Annotated in this window: 12 protein-coding genes; 5 read left to right on the forward strand and 7 right to left on the reverse strand. The window is 39.7% G+C overall.

Annotation, left to right across the window (positions count from 1 at the left end):
- Window positions 1-427: 427 nt before the first annotated feature.
- The 3 genes from BW935_RS15445 to BW935_RS15455 are packed head-to-tail and all read right to left on the reverse strand — an operon-like array spanning window position 428 to window position 5,446.
- A complete protein-coding gene (locus BW935_RS15445) occupies window positions 428-1,720 on the reverse strand; it encodes an acetyl-CoA hydrolase/transferase family protein (protein WP_076502694.1) in 1,293 nt (430 codons plus the stop codon).
- 2 nt (window positions 1,721-1,722) lie between these two features.
- The gene (locus BW935_RS15450; RefSeq protein ID WP_076502695.1) at window positions 1,723-4,371 is read right to left on the reverse strand and encodes a cation-translocating P-type ATPase; all 2,649 of its coding nucleotides are present in this window, start codon (window positions 4,369-4,371) and stop codon (window positions 1,723-1,725) included.
- Window positions 4,364-5,446 (reverse strand): site-2 protease family protein, encoded by a 1,083-nt coding sequence (locus BW935_RS15455; protein WP_076502696.1) that lies wholly within the window; start codon window positions 5,444-5,446, stop codon window positions 4,364-4,366. Before BW935_RS15455 ends, BW935_RS15450 begins: the two co-directional genes overlap by 8 nt.
- Window positions 5,447-5,795: 349 nt before the next feature.
- On the opposite strand from BW935_RS15455, the gene BW935_RS15460 reads away from it, so the two are divergent.
- The 5 genes from BW935_RS15460 to BW935_RS15480 all read left to right on the forward strand — a co-directional run bounded on the left by BW935_RS15460 (window position 5,796) and on the right by BW935_RS15480 (window position 13,826).
- Window positions 5,796-9,176, forward strand: coding sequence for a methylmalonyl-CoA mutase family protein (locus BW935_RS15460; protein ID WP_076502697.1), 3,381 nt, complete (start codon window positions 5,796-5,798; stop codon window positions 9,174-9,176).
- A 75-nt stretch (window positions 9,177-9,251) separates the two neighbouring features.
- Entirely contained in the window at window positions 9,252-9,668 is a 417-nt protein-coding gene (locus tag BW935_RS15465; protein ID WP_076502698.1) for an OsmC family protein, read from the forward strand.
- The gene (locus tag BW935_RS15470) at window positions 9,665-9,904 is read left to right on the forward strand and encodes a hypothetical protein (RefSeq protein ID WP_076502699.1); all 240 of its coding nucleotides are present in this window, start codon (window positions 9,665-9,667) and stop codon (window positions 9,902-9,904) included. The genes BW935_RS15465 and BW935_RS15470 overlap by 4 nt, the downstream gene beginning before the upstream one ends.
- Before the next feature lie 23 nt (window positions 9,905-9,927).
- Window positions 9,928-10,932, forward strand: coding sequence for a cache domain-containing protein (locus BW935_RS15475; protein WP_076502700.1), 1,005 nt, complete (start codon window positions 9,928-9,930; stop codon window positions 10,930-10,932).
- The gene (locus tag BW935_RS15480) at window positions 10,932-13,826 is read left to right on the forward strand and encodes a PAS domain-containing hybrid sensor histidine kinase/response regulator (protein ID WP_076502701.1); all 2,895 of its coding nucleotides are present in this window, start codon (window positions 10,932-10,934) and stop codon (window positions 13,824-13,826) included. Before BW935_RS15475 ends, BW935_RS15480 begins: the two co-directional genes overlap by 1 nt.
- 17 nt (window positions 13,827-13,843) lie before the next feature.
- On the opposite strand, the gene BW935_RS15485 is transcribed toward BW935_RS15480, so the two are convergent.
- The 4 genes from BW935_RS15485 to BW935_RS15500 form a co-directional block, all read right to left on the reverse strand.
- Window positions 13,844-15,151: a dihydrolipoamide acetyltransferase family protein gene (locus tag BW935_RS15485; protein ID WP_076502702.1), complete on the reverse strand. Its 1,308-nt coding sequence runs from the start codon at window positions 15,149-15,151 to the stop codon at window positions 13,844-13,846.
- Window positions 15,152-15,234: 83 nt separating this feature from the next.
- A complete protein-coding gene (locus tag BW935_RS15490) occupies window positions 15,235-16,500 on the reverse strand; it encodes a competence/damage-inducible protein A (RefSeq protein WP_076502703.1) in 1,266 nt (421 codons plus the stop codon).
- Between the two features lie 63 nt (window positions 16,501-16,563).
- Complete coding sequence (locus tag BW935_RS15495; protein WP_076502704.1) at window positions 16,564-17,349, reverse strand: SDR family oxidoreductase; 786 nt, start codon at window positions 17,347-17,349, stop codon at window positions 16,564-16,566.
- Window positions 17,346-17,846, reverse strand: coding sequence for a dihydrofolate reductase (locus BW935_RS15500; RefSeq protein WP_076502705.1), 501 nt, complete (start codon window positions 17,844-17,846; stop codon window positions 17,346-17,348). Before BW935_RS15500 ends, BW935_RS15495 begins: the two co-directional genes overlap by 4 nt.
- Window positions 17,847-18,032 lie beyond the last annotated feature (186 nt).

Below are 18,032 nucleotides of genomic sequence, written 5' to 3' on the forward strand. Positions count from 1 at the left end.
TAGTCCGAGACACCCAAAAACACAAAATCAAATAATATAAGTCAATGAAATTCAATTACTTAATTTTCAACTAAAATATACCCGCACAAAACAGGAGCAAACCCTAATGAATATATAGGAAATGATCTTCCTAGATAATTCTTATCCAAATTATCAATCAATTAAAAAACCACCCAAATCGGGTGGTTTTTTGCTTTTCTCTCTTTGTTAAATCTTTTCTGAGCTAACTCAATCTTCCAATGTTCTAATTTTTCAAAATGATTATACGCTTCTTTACAAGTAGCTTCAATTTCTAACACAAAAGGGTGTTGTAAAACATTATCTAATAATGTTTAAATATCAATTAATATCGATTTGTACTGAAAACCCAAGCTTAATTTCATTGCTGGCAAAGTTCCGTATATACATATTTTTCAATCACTAATCCTTACCTCACCGGATACACGTAGCTCCCAAATCTATCAATAATCGCTCTTTCTAATTCTTCTCTATGGTCAGGGTGGGCGATATTCATGAGGGCGTAGGCTCTCTGTCTGAGGTTTTTGCCATAGAGGTAAGCTACCCCAAATTCTGTGACTACATAGTGCATGTGGGCTCTGGTAGTTACTACACCAGCTCCTTGTTTTAGGAATGGAACGATTTTGCTTGCACCTCTTCTCGTAGCTGCGGAAAGCGCCATCACAGGCTTACCACCCTCAGACAATGCCGCTCCACGCATAAAGTCCATCTGACCTCCTACACCAGAATAATGATAGCTTCCGATTGAATCTGCACATACCTGACCTGTCAAATCCAGTTCTAGGCAACTATTGATGGAGACTACTTTGGGATTTTTTCTGATGACTGCGGTATCATTGACATAAGCCGCTTCGTGGAAGGAAAAGATAGGGTTGTCATGGACCTTTTGGTACATTTCTTTATTTCCAATTGCAAAAGAAGTAACGATTTTGCCAGCGTGCTTTTTCTTGTAAGCGTTGGTGATAGCACCTGATTCTAGCAATTCTATGACACCATTAGAGAACATTTCTGTATGAATACCGAGGTCTTTGTGCCCGGTTAGTTTTTTCAATACCGCATCAGGAATGGCGCCTATTCCCATCTGTAGCGTGGCCTTATCTTCAATCAATTCTGCTATATAAGAACCGATTTTCAATTCGTTTTCTCCGATTTTATCCCCATAGTTTACCTGTGGAAGATCCTCGTCCACTTCCACAGCGGCTGCAAATCTACTGAAGTGGATATGTCCATCTCCATGTGTTCTCGGCATTTGTTTGTTGACTTGAGCGATGATTACCTTGGCGGTTTCTATCGCAGGTTTGGCAATATCCACAGATACGCCCAAGGAGCAAAATCCATGTTCATCTGGCTCTGAGACATTGAGGATGGCTACATCAATGGGTAAGATATTATTTCTAAAAAGCCTTCCAATTTCACTCAAGAAAATTGGTACATACCCTCCTTGTTCGCTATTGACTGCCTGACGTACATTTTCTGATACAAATAGTGAGTTCATAAAGAAGCTCCCAAGGCAATCAGGAGCAGCTAGAGGCATCTCTCCCAAAGTAGAAATCGATACGACTTCCACATTTCGCAATTCATCCTTTCTAGCAGCTAGCGCATGAAGCAAATGTGTCGGAGTGGCTGCACTTCCATGAATAAAAATTCTTTGGTCACTTTTGACATGTTTGACAGCTTCTGCTGCACTGATGTACTTAAACATAGTTATTTAGTTTTGTAGTTTTTGAAATATTTATAAAGCTCTCCTGCCCACAGGACAAGTGAGGATAAGGCAATCCAAGTGAGAAATTCGATAGGATTGACTGCTTTGAAGTTGAAAAGAGCAGCAAATACTGGAACTTCTATAATCAATACCTGAATGATAACGGAAAGGATTAAGGCATAATTCACCCATTTGTTGCTGAACAATCCTATTTTGAAAATGGACTGATCAAGATTTCGCATGTTGAAGACATTGAATAATTGAGAAAACGCGATGACTATAAAAACCATTGTTCTGGCTTTTTCTATCCCCAAAGGGAGATAGGATTTGAAAGCAAAAATGGCCAAGCCAGTCATGATAAGCGCATTGATCAAAAGAAAAGGAATGATATTTCTATTGATGATATTTTCTTTTGGACTGATAGGAGGGGAAGTAAGCTCTCGACCTTTGCCTTTTTCAGCTGCTAAGGCCTTGTCGCAAAATCCATCCGTAACAATATTGATCCAAAGAATCTGTGTCGCTGTCAATGGTAAAGGCAGACCAAATGAAATCGAAGTGATCAGGGTCAATATTTCCGCAAAATTTGTTGTGATCAAGAAGAAACTTGTTCTTCTGGCATTGTTGAATACGATTCTTCCCTGTTCGATGGCATGGACGATTGTTGAGAAATTATCATCCGCTAAAACCATCAATGAAGCGTCTTTGGCCACATCAGTACCCATGATACCCATAGCAATACCAATGTCTGCCTGCTTCAAGGCTGGAGCGTCATTGACACCATCACCTGTCATCGCCACAAGCTCTCCCTCGGCTTGCAGTGCTTTGGCTATTTTCAACTTCATCAATGGAGTCAACCTAGAAAAAACATCGGCATTTTGCACTGCGACTTTGAATTCCTCCTCAGACATGGCTTGAAGCTCTGAATCTGTATAGACCAATGTTCGACCTGCTTTGGCTATGCCTACTTTCTGAGCGATGGAAAGTGCCGTGCTAGCATGGTCACCAGTAGCCATGATGACTCTGATCCCTGCTTGGTGGCAGGAAGCTACAGCCGGAATTACCTCGGGTCTCGGAGGGTCCATCATGCCTGCTATCCCAACAAACTCTAAGTATTCGTCCTTTTCTAGATTAATCCCCTTTTTTCTAGCCAAAGCAAGTACGCGAAGGCTGTCTTCTGACCAGGCTTGTATTTTTGAATGGATCTCTCTTTTATCATGCTCAGTCAACTCTTGAGACTCACCCTGATTATTGAGGAAAAAATGACATCTTTCTAAAATGGGTTCAGGTGCACCAATGTAAAAGCGTAATTCGTCTTGATCTTTTCTTACTAATGTTGATCTGAATTTCAATTCGGAACTGAAGGCAATGTCTTCAATGATCTTGAGAGTTCTTTTTTTGCCTGCTTTGTTAGCCAACACCAAAAAAGCAGCCTCAGTAGGGTCTCCGATGATGTTGATTTGGTCACTTTCCTTGATTTGGATACTGGATTGATGGCAGTGGGCTGCGATTTCAAGGAGGGCATTGGCTCCAGCTATATCTTCTTTTTCACCGATAAATTCACCCGTACTATCCCAACCTTCTCCACTGACTTCAATGTCAGATTTGCCTAAGCCCCAGATTTTTTTGATGGTCATGGTGTTCTGAGTGAGGGTTCCGGTCTTGTCAGTGATGATGGTGCTGACTGATCCCAGACTTTCTGTAGCTGTCATTTCGCGGATGATGGCATTTTTTTGAGACATCCTATAGGAACCTACTGCTAAGACAATAGAAAGTACGGCCGGCAAGCCTTCAGGAATAGCGGATACCAAAGCAGCAATGGAAATTAAAAGTAGCTCACTAGTCTCTACTTCTAACACAAAGTAGCCAACCACAAATAAAATAAGTGCACTCCCAATTGCTAAATAGGCCATCTGAAGCGCTAGCTTGTCAGTCTTATTTTGGAAGTTTGTCTTCTTAGGAAGAATACTCTTCAAACTTGAGGCAATTTGCCCTATCTGAGTGCCTAATCCAGTAGAGGTGACCACAGCTCTGATACTACCACTGGCTACGAATGTACTCTTCCATACCATGTTTTTCTGGTCTGAAAATCCGCATGCCTCTAAGTGTTGCTTTTCTGATTTCTGAACAGGAACAGACTCTCCAGTCAGGGAAGCTTCTGCTGTCCTTGCATTTTTCTCGTAAATGATCCGTGCATCGGCTGGAACAATATCTCCCTCTTCCAAGGCAATAATATCTCCAGGGACTAATTCCTCTGAGTTGATGCTGATTAAATTGCCATTTCTAATAACCTTGCATTTCGGAACCAACAGCCCTTTCAATGCTGCTAAGGCACCCTCTGCTTTGTATTCTTGGACAAATCCTATGATGGCATTGATCAGGATGATACCCAGTATCACATAGACATCAATATAATGCGCAGTGGCATAGGATATACCAGCGGCAATCAGCAGGATATAAACCATCAAATGGTTGAATTGCTTGATGATTAGCTTTAATAGTGATTTCTTTGCTGGATCTGGAAGACTGTTTTTACCAAATTTGGCAAGTCGCAAACTAGCTTCTGCATCAGTTAACCCTTCGGTACTTGATTTTAATCCCTCTAGAATTTCTTCTGCTGGTTTTAAATAAGGATCTTTAATTGTCTCAATCATTAGAAAGCGCAGATTTTACTAGAATAAATTCAGTGATATTTTCTTGATCGAGAATGCCTAAAAAGTGGCCGTTTTCGATCACAAAGGCTACCTTTCTTTGCTTGGTCATCATATTTCGCCATGCTTCTTCTAGCGATTCTTCTGTTTCTATCTTGAATGGATTGAAGTCAGTTACTTCTTCAATTTTCAGGTTTGAACCACCCTCTTTTAGTCCTTGTATGATTTGATCTTTACTCAGCGTGCCTACAGCCACATCATCTTTGACAACTACAAAATGTGTCGCTTGACTATCCAGTAGTTTTTCTGTGGCTTTAGATAGGGGGGCATCATAAGCTAAGATTTGAAATTTGAGCATCATGGCATCTTTTACCTTAAAACCTTTCAAAAAGCTGGCTTGCGATGTATGGTTCACCTCGGCAGCAGCCCCAAGGAAAATGAAGATGCCTATCAAAACCAAGATGGGGTTATTGAACAGTCCGTAGAATACAAAAGCAATAGCTAAAAGTTGACCTATGCTTCCAGCAATTCGAGTAGCTTTGGCTCTAGGAAGTCTTATGGCTAGAAATGCTCTTAAAACTCTTCCTCCATCCATAGGAAATGCGGGGAGCATATTGAAAAGCGCAAGGATCAAATTGGCTGACGCTAAATAAAGAATCATGGTACTTCCATTGATGTTTAAGTTTTCTAAACGCTCAAGGTCATACCCAGTAAAAGCTAGGATTATTGAGAGGATAACAAAAATCCCGATATTCACTAGAGGTCCAGCTATTGCAACCCATAGTTCTTGCTTTGGCTCTTCAGGGATTTTTTCGAGCCTCGCAAGGCCTCCGATAGGAAGTAGGGTGATGTCCTTTGTGTTGATGCCGTATTTCTGGGCAGCCAGCGCATGTCCAAATTCATGGAGAATCACGCAGAAGAATAGTCCAAACACAAATAAAAGAGTCCATAGTATATCTTCTACAGGAGTATTAGCCCTAAGATTCGATATGATAATCCAGAGTAAGAGCAAAGAAAATGTCCAATGAATAAAAACTTTTACACGTTTATAGGTGCCTAGGTAGAGGGATAGCTTCATGGTGCTTAGATTTATTTACTAACGAATCTTTAAGATAAGCATTAGAATTTTTCTTTGCACAAAGTACGCTCAATTCTGGTGTGATTTTCATGACAAAAATCAGTTAATAAGCTGATTTCACTTATTCTTAAAATATTATATTTTGTTTTGAATGACTTTGCATTATTTGTTTTGTTTTTGGAATCACCAAGAAATGAATCGCTTATTCAGAATAATATTTCGAAATCCTTGTCTTATCTTACTGATTGAGTCTTCTATTTTTCTTATATTCGCAAGCACATTCAAAAAGCATTAAAACGAAAGCTACAATAGTTTTTGATATTAAAAGAAATAAACCCAATTCATTGATATGTCAGTTACTTCAGAGATTTATAAACCACAAAATCATATTCGGATTGTCACCGCTGCGTCCTTATTTGATGGCCATGATGCTGCCATCAATATAATGCGCAGGATCATCCAAGCTACAGGTTGTGAGGTGATCCATTTAGGGCACAATAGGTCAGTTCAGGAAATCGTAGACTGCGCGATCCAAGAAGATGTACAGGCTATTGCCATTACTTCTTACCAAGGTGGCCATGTGGAATTTTTCAAATACATGTATGATTTACTCCATGAAAAAGGAGCAGGGCATATCAAGATCTTTGGTGGAGGAGGAGGTACAATTCTCCCTGAAGAAATCAAGGAATTGCATCAGTATGGCATTACCAGAATCTATGCCCCTGATGATGGGAGAGCGATGGGGCTGCAGGGGATGATCAATGATTTGGTTCAAAAATCAGATTTTCCAGTTGGAGACAATCATAAGGGTCTAGATAGCCTAGACAAGACAGATAAAAAGGAGTTGGGTAGGTTGATCTCTGCAGCTGAGAATTTTCCAGAGGAAAGCAAAGAACTTTTGGCTCAGATCAGAGTAAAGGCTAGTGAAAGCAAGACTCCTGTGCTCGGAATCACTGGAACTGGAGGAGCAGGTAAGTCTTCACTGGTAGATGAATTGGTAAGAAGGTTCTTGATTGATTTCAAGGATAAAAATATGGCTATCATTTCCGTAGATCCTTCCAAGAGAAAAACTGGTGGAGCCTTGCTTGGCGATAGGATTCGTATGAATGCCATCAATCACCCAAATATTTACATGCGCTCCTTGGCTACAAGACAGTCCAACTTAGCCTTGTCAAAGTATGTGCAAGATGCGGTTGATATTGTCAAAGCAGCTGATTTTGACTTGATCATCTTAGAAACTTCAGGAATTGGTCAGTCCGATACAGAGATCATTGAGCATTCTGATATGTCACTCTATGTGATGACACCTGAGTATGGTGCAGCTACACAGCTGGAGAAAATCGACATGTTGGATTTTGCTGATGTGATTGCCTTGAATAAGTTTGATAAAAGGGGCGCGCAAGATGCACTTCGAGATGTCAAGAAGCAATATAAACGTAATCACAACCTTTGGGACATAGCTGACGAGGATATTCCAGTATTCGGAACCATCGCGTCTCAATTCAATGACCCAGGTATGAATAGCTTGTACAAGGCTATCATCAATAAACTAAAAGAAAAAACTGGGGTTGACTTGAACACTTCGTTTGAAGTTACGGGAGAAATGTCTGAGAAGATTTACATAATTCCTCCTGCTAGAACTAGGTATCTATCTGAGATTTCTGAGAATAACAGGAACTATGACAAGTGGGTAGCGGATCAAAAGGAAGTTGCTCAAAAGTTATATAGCATTCAAAAATCTATAGAAGCCATTCAAAATACCCAAGTAGGGGATAAAGATAGGTTGGTCAAGGAACTCCAAGAAGTCTATGCTGAAGTGGAGCTAGAGCTGGATCCAAAGAATAAGAAATGGCTAGAGGAATGGCCAGCCAAATCACAACAATACAGAGATGAGTACTATTTATTCAAAGTGAGAGATAAGGAAATCAAGGTAAAAACGTATACCACTTCTTTGTCTGGTAGCAGCATTCCAAAGGTGTCCCTTCCTCGATACGAAGCTTGGGGAGATTTACTAAAATGGGGGCTAACAGAGAATGTTCCTGGAGAGTTTCCTTACACATCTGGCGTATTCCCTTTCAAAAGAGAAGGAGAGGATCCTACAAGGATGTTTGCTGGGGAAGGTGGGCCAGAGCGTACCAATAAGCGTTTCCACTATGTTTCCAAAGGGCTGCCTGCAAAGCGGCTTTCTACAGCTTTTGACTCGGTGACCCTGTATGGCGAAGACCCTGACTATAGACCTGATATCTATGGGAAGATAGGAAACTCGGGAGTGAACATTTGCTGCTTAGATGACGCTAAGAAGCTTTATTCTGGTTTCAATTTAGCAGATCCAATGACCTCTGTGTCTATGACCATAAATGGACCTGCGGCGACAATGACAGCGTTCTTTATGAATGCCGCAATTGATCAACAGTGTGAACTTTATATCAAGGAAAATGGCTTGGAAGAAGAGGTAAATGCTAAAATTGAGGCGATTTACAAAGAAAAGGGGATTCCAAGACCTACTTACAATGCCCCAATTCCAGAGGGTAATGATGGGTTGGGTTTGATGTTGCTTGGTGTAACGGGGGATGAAGTACTGCCTGCGGAAGTTTATGCCAAGATCAAAGCTGAAACTGTCGCCAAAGTAAGAGGAACCGTGCAAGCGGATATTCTGAAGGAGGATCAAGCGCAGAACACTTGTATTTTCTCTACAGAGTTTTCCTTGAGACTGATGGGTGATGTGCAGCAGTATTTCATAGAAAATCAAATCAGAAACTTCTATTCTGTATCTATTTCAGGATATCACATAGCAGAAGCAGGAGCCAACCCAATTACTCAATTAGCGCTGACCCTATCCAATGGTTTCACTTATGTAGAGTACTATGTATCTAGAGGTATGGATATTAATAAATTTGCTCCAAACCTCTCTTTCTTCTTCTCCAATGGAATCGATCCTGAGTATGCAGTGATCGGTAGAGTGGCCAGAAGAATCTGGGCCAAAGCCATGAAACTGAAGTACAATGCCAACGAACGATCTCAAATGTTGAAATACCATATACAGACTTCTGGGCGGTCATTGCATGCACAAGAGATCGATTTCAATGATATCAGAACGACCCTACAAGCACTTTATGCAATCTACGATAACTGTAACTCGCTACATACCAATGCTTATGATGAGGCGATCACTACCCCTACGGAAGCATCAGTAAGAAGAGCAATGGCGATTCAGCTGATCATCAACAAAGAGCTTGGATTGGCTAAGAATGAAAACCCACTTCAAGGCGCCTTCATCATAGAAGAGCTGACCGACTTGGTAGAAGAAGCTGTCTACGCTGAGTTTGACAGAATCACTGAGCGTGGAGGTGTACTAGGCGCAATGGAAACCATGTACCAAAGAGGAAAGATTCAAGAGGAAAGCCTGCATTACGAGATGTTGAAGCATACTGGAGAGTATCCGATTATCGGGGTGAATACCTTCCTTTCTTCAGAAGGTTCCCCTACAGTGACACCTGGAGAAGTGATCCGTGCAACTATCGACGAAAAGGAAGCACAAATCACTACTTTGAATAGTTTACACAAAAGAAATGAAGACCAGTCAGCTGCTTGGTTGAGAAAATTGCAAGAAGCAGCGATCAAAAATGAAAATATCTTCGCTCAACTCATGGATGCAGCCAAATACTGTTCTCTTGGACAAATTACCAATGCCCTTTATGAAGTAGGTGGCCAGTATAGGAGAAATATGTAGTGAAGGATGAAAGAGGAAGGATGATGGGTTGTATGAGTTTGGAAGGTGGAAATTAGAATTTAGAATCTTTAAGTTATGAGTAAGAGAAGTGTTACAGTACGCATGAAAGCGGACTACGAATATGAAGCTGTCAATCAACAGGGCAATAAGGTGGAGATAGACATGTATGATGCGCCAAATAAGCAAGCACAATCCCCAATGGATCTACTGCTATCTGCATTAGCAGGCTGTGGATCTGTAGATGCGGTGGTGATGATGAAGAAAAAGCGTAAAACGATAGTCGACTTTTATGTAGAAGCAGAAGGAGATAGAAATGATGGGATTCCTGCATTTTATAAAAGTATCCACTTGAAATTTGTCTTGGTTTCACCGGATGCCACAGAAGAAGAGTTTGCCAAGGTAGTAGCTTTGTCGGTAGATAAGTATTGTTCAGTGGCTTCATCTTTGAAATCCGAAATTACTTACAGTTCAGAAGTAAAAAGACCAGCATGAGAGTAGTGCAGGAGTTTGTCAAGGACGATATCAGGATATCCATATTCTCTTGGAATAATAAATATTTAATCAAATTTGAGCTTGGTCCGATGGAGCAAACTTTCAAGATTCCAGAAATGGATGTCCTTGATGAGACTGACTTGAATACTTTCTATGAATCAGATTTTTTTGAAGCTGTCAAGTTGAGATTCAAAGAAATGGGACAATCATTTCAAAAACAGCTTGAAAATCTTTAGCTTTATGCAAAGCCTGGAGGTTTATGAGACACAAGCCATCATTTTTTCTAATTCTTTTTCTTTTAATCGCTTCTTGTCAACCAAACAAGAACAGTTCCTATGAGAGAAATTCAATGGAGGTAAAAGCCTTTATTGCTTTGCTTGATTTTGATTTTGAGGCTTTGGAACAAGAACTACAAGGTTTGGAAAATCTAATTCAAAAACTTTATGCCTCAAAAGACAGTGTACTAGCTCTGGCAGATCGTAATATGTACAAGATTGAAGGACATTACGCTAATTCTGCTCCGAATGAAAATCCTGCTTTGAGTACATTGTATCTGCCCATCATTCCCAATACCGATCCAAAGGCAATTGAGGAAATGTTGCTATTGACTAATCCTATTGATGAAGCTTTTAGAAGGGTGATTAATAATAATGAAGTCATATCTCAGGTTTATTTTAATAGCAAGGTGCAGTTCAATAGACTATATCCACCCTATGATGCTGCTACGATGCTTGATCCTGATTTGGATGTTACGGCTTATAATTTTTATTATGAGGCGGATGAAGTCAATAATCCAAAAAGAGAAATGGTCTGGGTTAAGGAGATTTATATTGATCCTGTCGGTAAGGGTTGGGTTGTTTCACTTCTGAATCCAGTATATATTGGTGATGAGCTCAAAATGGTGCTGGCTTTTGATATTTCCATCAATGTGATTTTGGAGACTTATTTGTCACAAACTAATCGGAAGCTGGTCATTTTGGATGAAGCTGGGACTGTAATTGCAGGGAAAGCAAGAGCGATAGAAGCTTTGGCTCTACCTCCGTTGAAAAATCATACATACATACAAACAATCTCCTCCGACAGTTTTAGACCTGAAGAATACAATCTTTTTAAAAGTAAGAGTAAGGCGGTTAGAAGTATGATTTCCCATTTTCTGCTTTCAGGTGGAGACCAATATTTACTCCATGAAGGAGCAGAAAGTTTTGATGTTCATGCTTACAAAATGGAGAGAACAGGTTGGTTAATATTAGATGTAGCAATTTGATGATAAAGGTTCAGAATCAGTATAATAGTTCTAATGGCAAGGCCTACCGGTGGTTTGTTGTTACTGGGATTTTGGTTGTTTTACTGGTGGTTTTTCTAGCCTTCAATTTCTATGATGCGCTTTCCAAAAATCAACTTGAGGCAAGAAAGCAATTTCTTAATAAGCAGGTGGAATTGGCTGCAAAAGATATACAGAATCATTTTGGTATTACATATGATGATATGGTCTTTTTTGTCAATAACCTTGAGCCTTGGACTTACGATGTCCCTAACGAGCAATTGGCGTTTGAAGGGAGGACAAGAAGGATTTTCAACAATCATCGCAATCTCTTAGATACTATTGTGGTTGAATTTCCAGATCAAGTTGTGACTTTTTATTTTGATCAAAGAAATAACTTTATTAAAAACTCTTTTGACACCATTGATGAAGCTATCCAAGATAAGGCGGCTTACATCAATTTTGAAAATCCTGTGAAAAATGTAAAAATCTGGGTAGCAGTCAATATAGATAGGTTTCTTGGAGATCAACTTGGCAATTACTATTTGGGAATTAATAGTGAGAAACTCTTGTACTTCAATGGACAACTTTTTGGTGTTTTTGAATATATGCCTACTAAGGGGTACAGCATTCAGCCGGATGTATTCAAGGCTATCCAAAAGGATATAGATATAGGTTTAAGGGGTAGCTATCAGGGGTTTTTGTCAAATCAACCAGAGAATAGAGAATTTGAAGCGTTGATTTTTCAATATCCATTCAGTCTATATCCACTCAATGAAAAGTTCTCCGTGGTTTTTGTTCAAGATAGACAATCGATTACTTCTGGGGTTTTTTCAACCTATGCCTATTTATTAGCTGGTTTGATGTTTTTGCTGGTGGTTGTGATTTTGATTCTGTATCGATTTATCAAAAATTCTCAAGAGTCAAATATAAAACTTGCACAGAACTCAAATAAGATTGCTTCACTCTTTAGACAACAAAATCTACTCTTACAAGAATCTAGGGGCTTCATTTATTTCCAAGATGCAGAGCGGAGGATGACCAACGTAAGTGGGGAAGTCCTAAAGATTTTGGGCTATGATGAAGCAGAGTTTATTCAAGGATTCAAGTCTTTTATAGATCCTAAGGATGACAAAAAACTAGATGCTATCATTCAAAAAGCCATTCTCAATAAAGAAGAAAGTTTTTCACTGGAGTTTAATTTTAAAAAAAAATCCGGAGAATGGTTGAGGGTACGTGTGTTTGAAAAGTTGTTTTACGATGACCAAGGAAATTTTACAGGAAATGTTGGCATTTGCACTGATATTCAAGATCGATTCTTGGCAGATCAAGAATTATTCAAAAGTAATAACAGGCTGATTTCAGTATTGAGAAGTTTACCTGACATCATTTTTATATATAATAATGAAGGTGTATTCTTAGATTATTATGTCCAAGACGAAAGTTTGTTGATAAGACCTGCTCGAGAATCGATAGGTAAATACATAAAAGATGTTCTTCCTGAGCCTTTGAGTTTAGAAATTATGGAAGGCTTTGAGAAGGTGAAACGTACTGGAAAACTCGTTAATATTGAATTTGAGGCCATTTCCCAATCGGGTAAAAAGATTTTTGAAACGAGGCTTTTCAAGTTAGATGATGACCGGGTGATTTCCATTGCCAGAGATATTACTGGTCAAAAACTTTGGGAGAAGGGGCTACAAGAAGCCATGGAGGCGGCTGAGCTTGCAAACAAGGCCAAGTCTGAGTTCTTGGCTAATATGAGCCATGAGATCAGAACCCCTATGAATGGCTTGTTGGGTATCATAGGTCTGATGGAGAAAACCAATCTAGATGCTCAACAGCAAGAGTTTTTGCAAGTGATCAAAGATTCAGGACAATCACTATCTGTAATTATCAATGATATCCTTGATTACTCCAAGATAGAAGCAGGAATGATGAAATTGGAGGTAAGTAAGTTTCATTTTAAAAAAGAAATTGAGAAAATCTTAAAAATTTTCAATGGGCTAGTCCAAGAGAAACGGATTAGATTGAGGTATACTTTTGGCCCATTGATGCCTGAATATGTACAGCTAGATAGATCAAAACTTGGTCAAATTTTATTCAATCTTATTGGTAATGCTGTGAAATTTACACCCGAAGAGGGGGAGATTAGTATTCAAATCAATGGTGAACTATTTATGGACACCAATGTCATTCTTCATTTTACTATCAAAGACTCAGGGATTGGAATTGCGGCAGATAAGATCAGTTCTTTGACTCAGCCATTTGTACAAGCAGATGGAAGTACTACAAGAGAATACAAAGGTACTGGTCTTGGACTTGCCATTTCAGAGAAATTGATCGAATTGATGGGGGGGGAGTTGAATATTACTAGCGAGCTTGGCAAAGGATCAGTTTTTTCATTCAATGTATATGGAACAGTTTGGCTGGAAGATGAGCATGATCTCAGCGAATTGGCAGAGCAAAAATCAGAAGAGTTTGAGTGGTTTGATATGGCTAAGGACTATCCAGTAGATATCTTATTGGTAGAGGATAATGAAACCAATCTGAAATTTATGCAGATGCTGATGAAAGAGCTCGGGTATGAAATTACTATTGCCAAAAATGGCGTAGAGGCTGTTTCAGCTGTACGAGAAAATCACTATGACCTTGTACTGATGGATATCCAAATGCCTAAAATGAATGGACTAGAGGCTACAGAGATTATTCGACAAATGGAAGATGAAAAGAAATTTGTTCCGATCATTGGTTTGTCAGCAAATGCTTTTCAGGAAGACATCAATAAAGCTATATCAATAGGCATGGATGGCTATCTCACAAAACCTGTCCAAGTCCAAGAGATTGCACTAACTATCAAAAAACATCATCAGTTGAAAATAAAAAAAGAGGCGCTTTAGGCCTCTTTTTTCAAGTTTTAAAGTTCTGTTTCTAAATTGAAGGCTTCCAAGTAGTCAGCGACTCTTCTCACGAACATGCCGCCGAGAGAACCGTCTACTACCCGGTGGTCGTAGGAGTGCGACAGGAACATTTTATGTCTGATGGCTATGACATCTCCTGTTGGTGTCTCTACTACAGCAGGTTTTTTGGTGATCGCACCTACTGCAAGGATTGCTACTTGCGGCTGCATGATGATCGGTGTACCCATGACGTTGCCAAATGAACCCACATTAGAAATGGTATATGTTCCTCCTCCTAGCTCGTCTGGGGAAAGTTTGTTGTTTCTAGCTCTTGTTGCTAAGTCATTTACTTTCTTAGAAAGACCAGTCAAGTTGAATTGATCGGCATTTTTGATGTTAGGTACGATCAAATTTCCTGATGGCAATGCCACCGCTATTCCAATATTGATGTCTTTCTTCTTAATGATATTTTCACCATCTACAGAGATATTGATCATAGGGAAATCTCTGATTGCTTTGGCTACGGCCTGTACGAAGAAAGGGGTAAAAGTAAGTGCTTCACCTTCTTTTTTCTTGTAGGCATCTTTCACTTTATTTCTCCAAAGTACGATATTGGTTACATCTGCTTCCACAAAAGAAGTCACATGTGGAGAAATACGCTTGGAGTCAAGCATCCTTTGAGCAATCATTTTTCGCATTCTGTCCATTTCGATGATTTCGTCATGGGCAGAAATACTCACATCTACCTTAGGCATAGGTGCGCTCGCTGATGGTTTTGGGGCAGTAGCTTGTGGAGTAGGTTGTTGTTGTCCCCTGTTTTTGAGGTAGGCAAGCATATCATTTTTGGTGACTCTTCCATCCTTTCCTGTACCTGAGATTGAAGCCAATTCAGCTTTGGATATGTTTTCTTCCTTGGCAATACTCTGTACCAATGGAGAATAAAAGCGATCATCACCTTTAGAGTCATCTGATGAAGATGTCGAAACCAATGTAGCTGTTTGCGCTGGAGCGGCTGCGATCAAATCCTCTTTCTCTGCAACATTTGAAGAAGATGCTGGAGCAGAGGTTGTAGTAGCTACTTCCGCATCAGTCTCTATGATGGCAATAGGAGCACCTACTGCAACTACATCTCCTTCTTTGACTAAAATTTGCTTCAAAATGCCTCCATGAATTGCAGGGACTTCAGTATCCACCTTATCTGTAGCTACTTCCAAGACAGACTCATCTTGCTCGATTTTGTCTCCTTCTTTCTTTAGCCAAGTTAGGATGGTTCCCTCTATAATGCTTTCACCCATCTTGGGCATTACCATTTCTACAGTTGCCATGTTTGTATTATTTAATTGGGTTTATTTCTGACTTTTAAAATTAAATTTTATTTTAGGTAATACAAAATCATTTAATAAAATTTTTATTCTGTTTTTCCTAAAATACATAATCGTAACAAATTCAATGCTGCTACAGCTGTCAACTGGATGTTCAGCATTCTATCATGAGTCAGTTGCAGTTTTTTACTGACTGTTTTTCCTTCATAAGCACAAGCGATCCAAACCGTGCCAACTGGTTTTTCTTTCCAACCTCCATCTGGGCCTGCTATACCACTACTTGCCAAGCCATAATCTGCACCAAACATTGTTCGGATATTTTCTGCCATTTGGATGATAGTTTCCTCACTCACAGCCCCATGCTTTTTCAAAATCTCAGCTTCCACATCTAGAATTTCATTTTTGAACTGATTGTGATAGGGGACTAGTGTGCCCTGAAAATACTTACTGCTTCCTGGTATACTAGTAATTAGATGTGAGATATAACCTCCCGAGCAGCTTTCTGCCAAAGCTACTTTTTTATTTGCCTGTTTCAAAAGTCTACCAATGGATTCTTCCAAGCTTTCATGGTTGTAGCCGTAGATGTACTTGTCAATTAAAGGCTTGACTTGGTCGATCACTGTCTCTACATCAGCTTGAAGTTCGTCATAGTCATCTCCAAAAGCTGTCAATCGCAACCTGACTTGACCGAGTGATGGGAGATAGGCCAGCTTGATATGTTCTGGTAGGTTTTTTTCCCAGTCCTTAATTACATCTGCGAGCCAGCTTTCACCAATCCCTACTGTCTTGATTACTTTATGATAGATGATTGGGAGAGGGTAGAGTGATTTGATTTTGGGAATTACGAAATCATTCATCAATTTCTTCATTTCATGAGGCACACCAGGCATAGACATCCAAACTTTTCCATTTTCCTCAAACCACATGCCTGGAGCAGTTCCTACTTCATTTGGGACATAGGTACATTTGGTGGGGAGGTGAGCCTGCAATCTGTTTAATTCAGTAAGCTCTCTTCCTCTTTTTTCAAAAAATGTCCTTACCGCTTCCAAGGCTTCGGGTACCAGTTCAATGGAACAGTTAAAGTATTCTGCCAGAAGTGGCTTGGTCAGGTCGTCATTTGTAGGGCCTAGTCCACCTGTCATCAAGATGATATCTGCGCGCTTTTCGGCATCTTCAAATGCTGCCATCATGGAATCTCTATTATCACCAACGGTCGTTCTTCTTACGACCCGAACACCAATTTTATCCAACTCTTGGCTGATCCAATGACTATTGGTGTCTATGATCTGACCATAAAGAAGCTCGTCTCCTATGGCTAAAATCTCGGCTGTGATCTCTTTGTAATTGGTCATTTTTGGGTAATCTTATGCTTAAAGAGAATGATTAGTAATGTGATTTTTAGTGTAATCTCTCGACTATCTAACTTTGGCTTTTCTGATAAGTTTTGAAAAGACTTTTGGGAAGAAACGCTTCAAGTATACCGCCAAAACTTCTTTTCCCCCTATTAGCACTTCCTCTTTTTTGCGATCTAAAGCCTTTTTGATTGCTTGGGCACAATCTTCGGGACTCATTCCTTTGTCCTGTGCATCATCCATTTCGTTAAGTGGAGTGCCATCAGCCGTGAGGGCATTGATGGAGACATTGGTGCGTATGAAACCGGGACAAATCATAGTTACCCCAATGTTTTCTTTATATATCTCAGCTCTCAAGGAATCAAAGAAACCATGCAGAGCATGCTTGGCAGCGGCATAAGATGACCTATAAGGGGAACCAAATTTCCCAACTAAACTGCTCACAACACCAAAATGCCCTGATTTTCTAGCTACAAAGTGTGGGAGAATCGCCTTACTCAAAGCGATTGTTCCGAAAAAATCAATCTCCATTATTCTTCTATCCACTTCTAGACGAGTTTCTAAGGCAAGGGATCTTTGGCTAATTCCTCCATTGTTGATCAAAAGGTCTATGTGCCCAAATGCCTTGACTGCTTCTGCTACTATTTCAGAGAATAGGGAGCTATCAGCAAGGTCTAAAGGGAGTATATAGATGGTTTCTGAATTTTGACAAGTTGCTTTTACTTTTTCTAAAGCTTCTCTTTTTCTACTGGATATGATTACTTTCCAGCCACCTTCATGGTAAGCCCTTACCAAGGCCTCGCCTATTCCAGAAGATGCTCCTGTGATCCATACTACTGATGCTTTCATGGATTGACTCTTTTGTAAATCACAAACTTGAAATCATACTCGTTTTTTTCATCCTTAGAGAATTGTTCTGACTGGACAATCTTCCAAGCCTTGGAGTCGAATTCTGGGAAAAAGACATCCCCGTCAGGCTCCGCATCCACTTCGGTGATGAGCATTTCATCACAAAACTGTATTGCATCCTTATATATTTGTGCTCCACCAATGATAAACACTTGATCTAAGTTTCTACTTATACCCAATTGAATCGCCTCTTCAAGGGAATTGACTAGATGATGACCCTCTGGAATTTTAAAGTCTTTATTTCTACTAATAACGATTGAAGTGCGATTGGGCAGTGGTTTGCCCATTGATTCATAGGTTTTTCTACCCATGATGATATGGTGGCCTGTTGTATGTTTTTTGAAGAGCTTCAAATCTGAAGAAAGTCTCCAAATTAACTGATTGTCTTTGCCTATTACATTGTTTTTGGCTTTGGCGACGATTAGGGAAATTTTCAAGACGGTATACTATAGGTTAGGAACACAAGATACCAAGGTTTTTGAAGGCAAAAAATCAAATTGTCAAAATGAATTTAGAGTATTCGATATTTTATGTTTTGGACTAGTTTGGAGCCATGCTAATTGGAAATGTTTTTTATTTATGACAACAGACCTGCATCTAAAAAATGAAAAGTCCATCAATTC

The sequence above is a fragment of the Belliella pelovolcani genome (assembly GCF_900156785.1).
Lineage (GTDB): Bacteria > Bacteroidota > Bacteroidia > Cytophagales > Cyclobacteriaceae > Belliella > Belliella pelovolcani.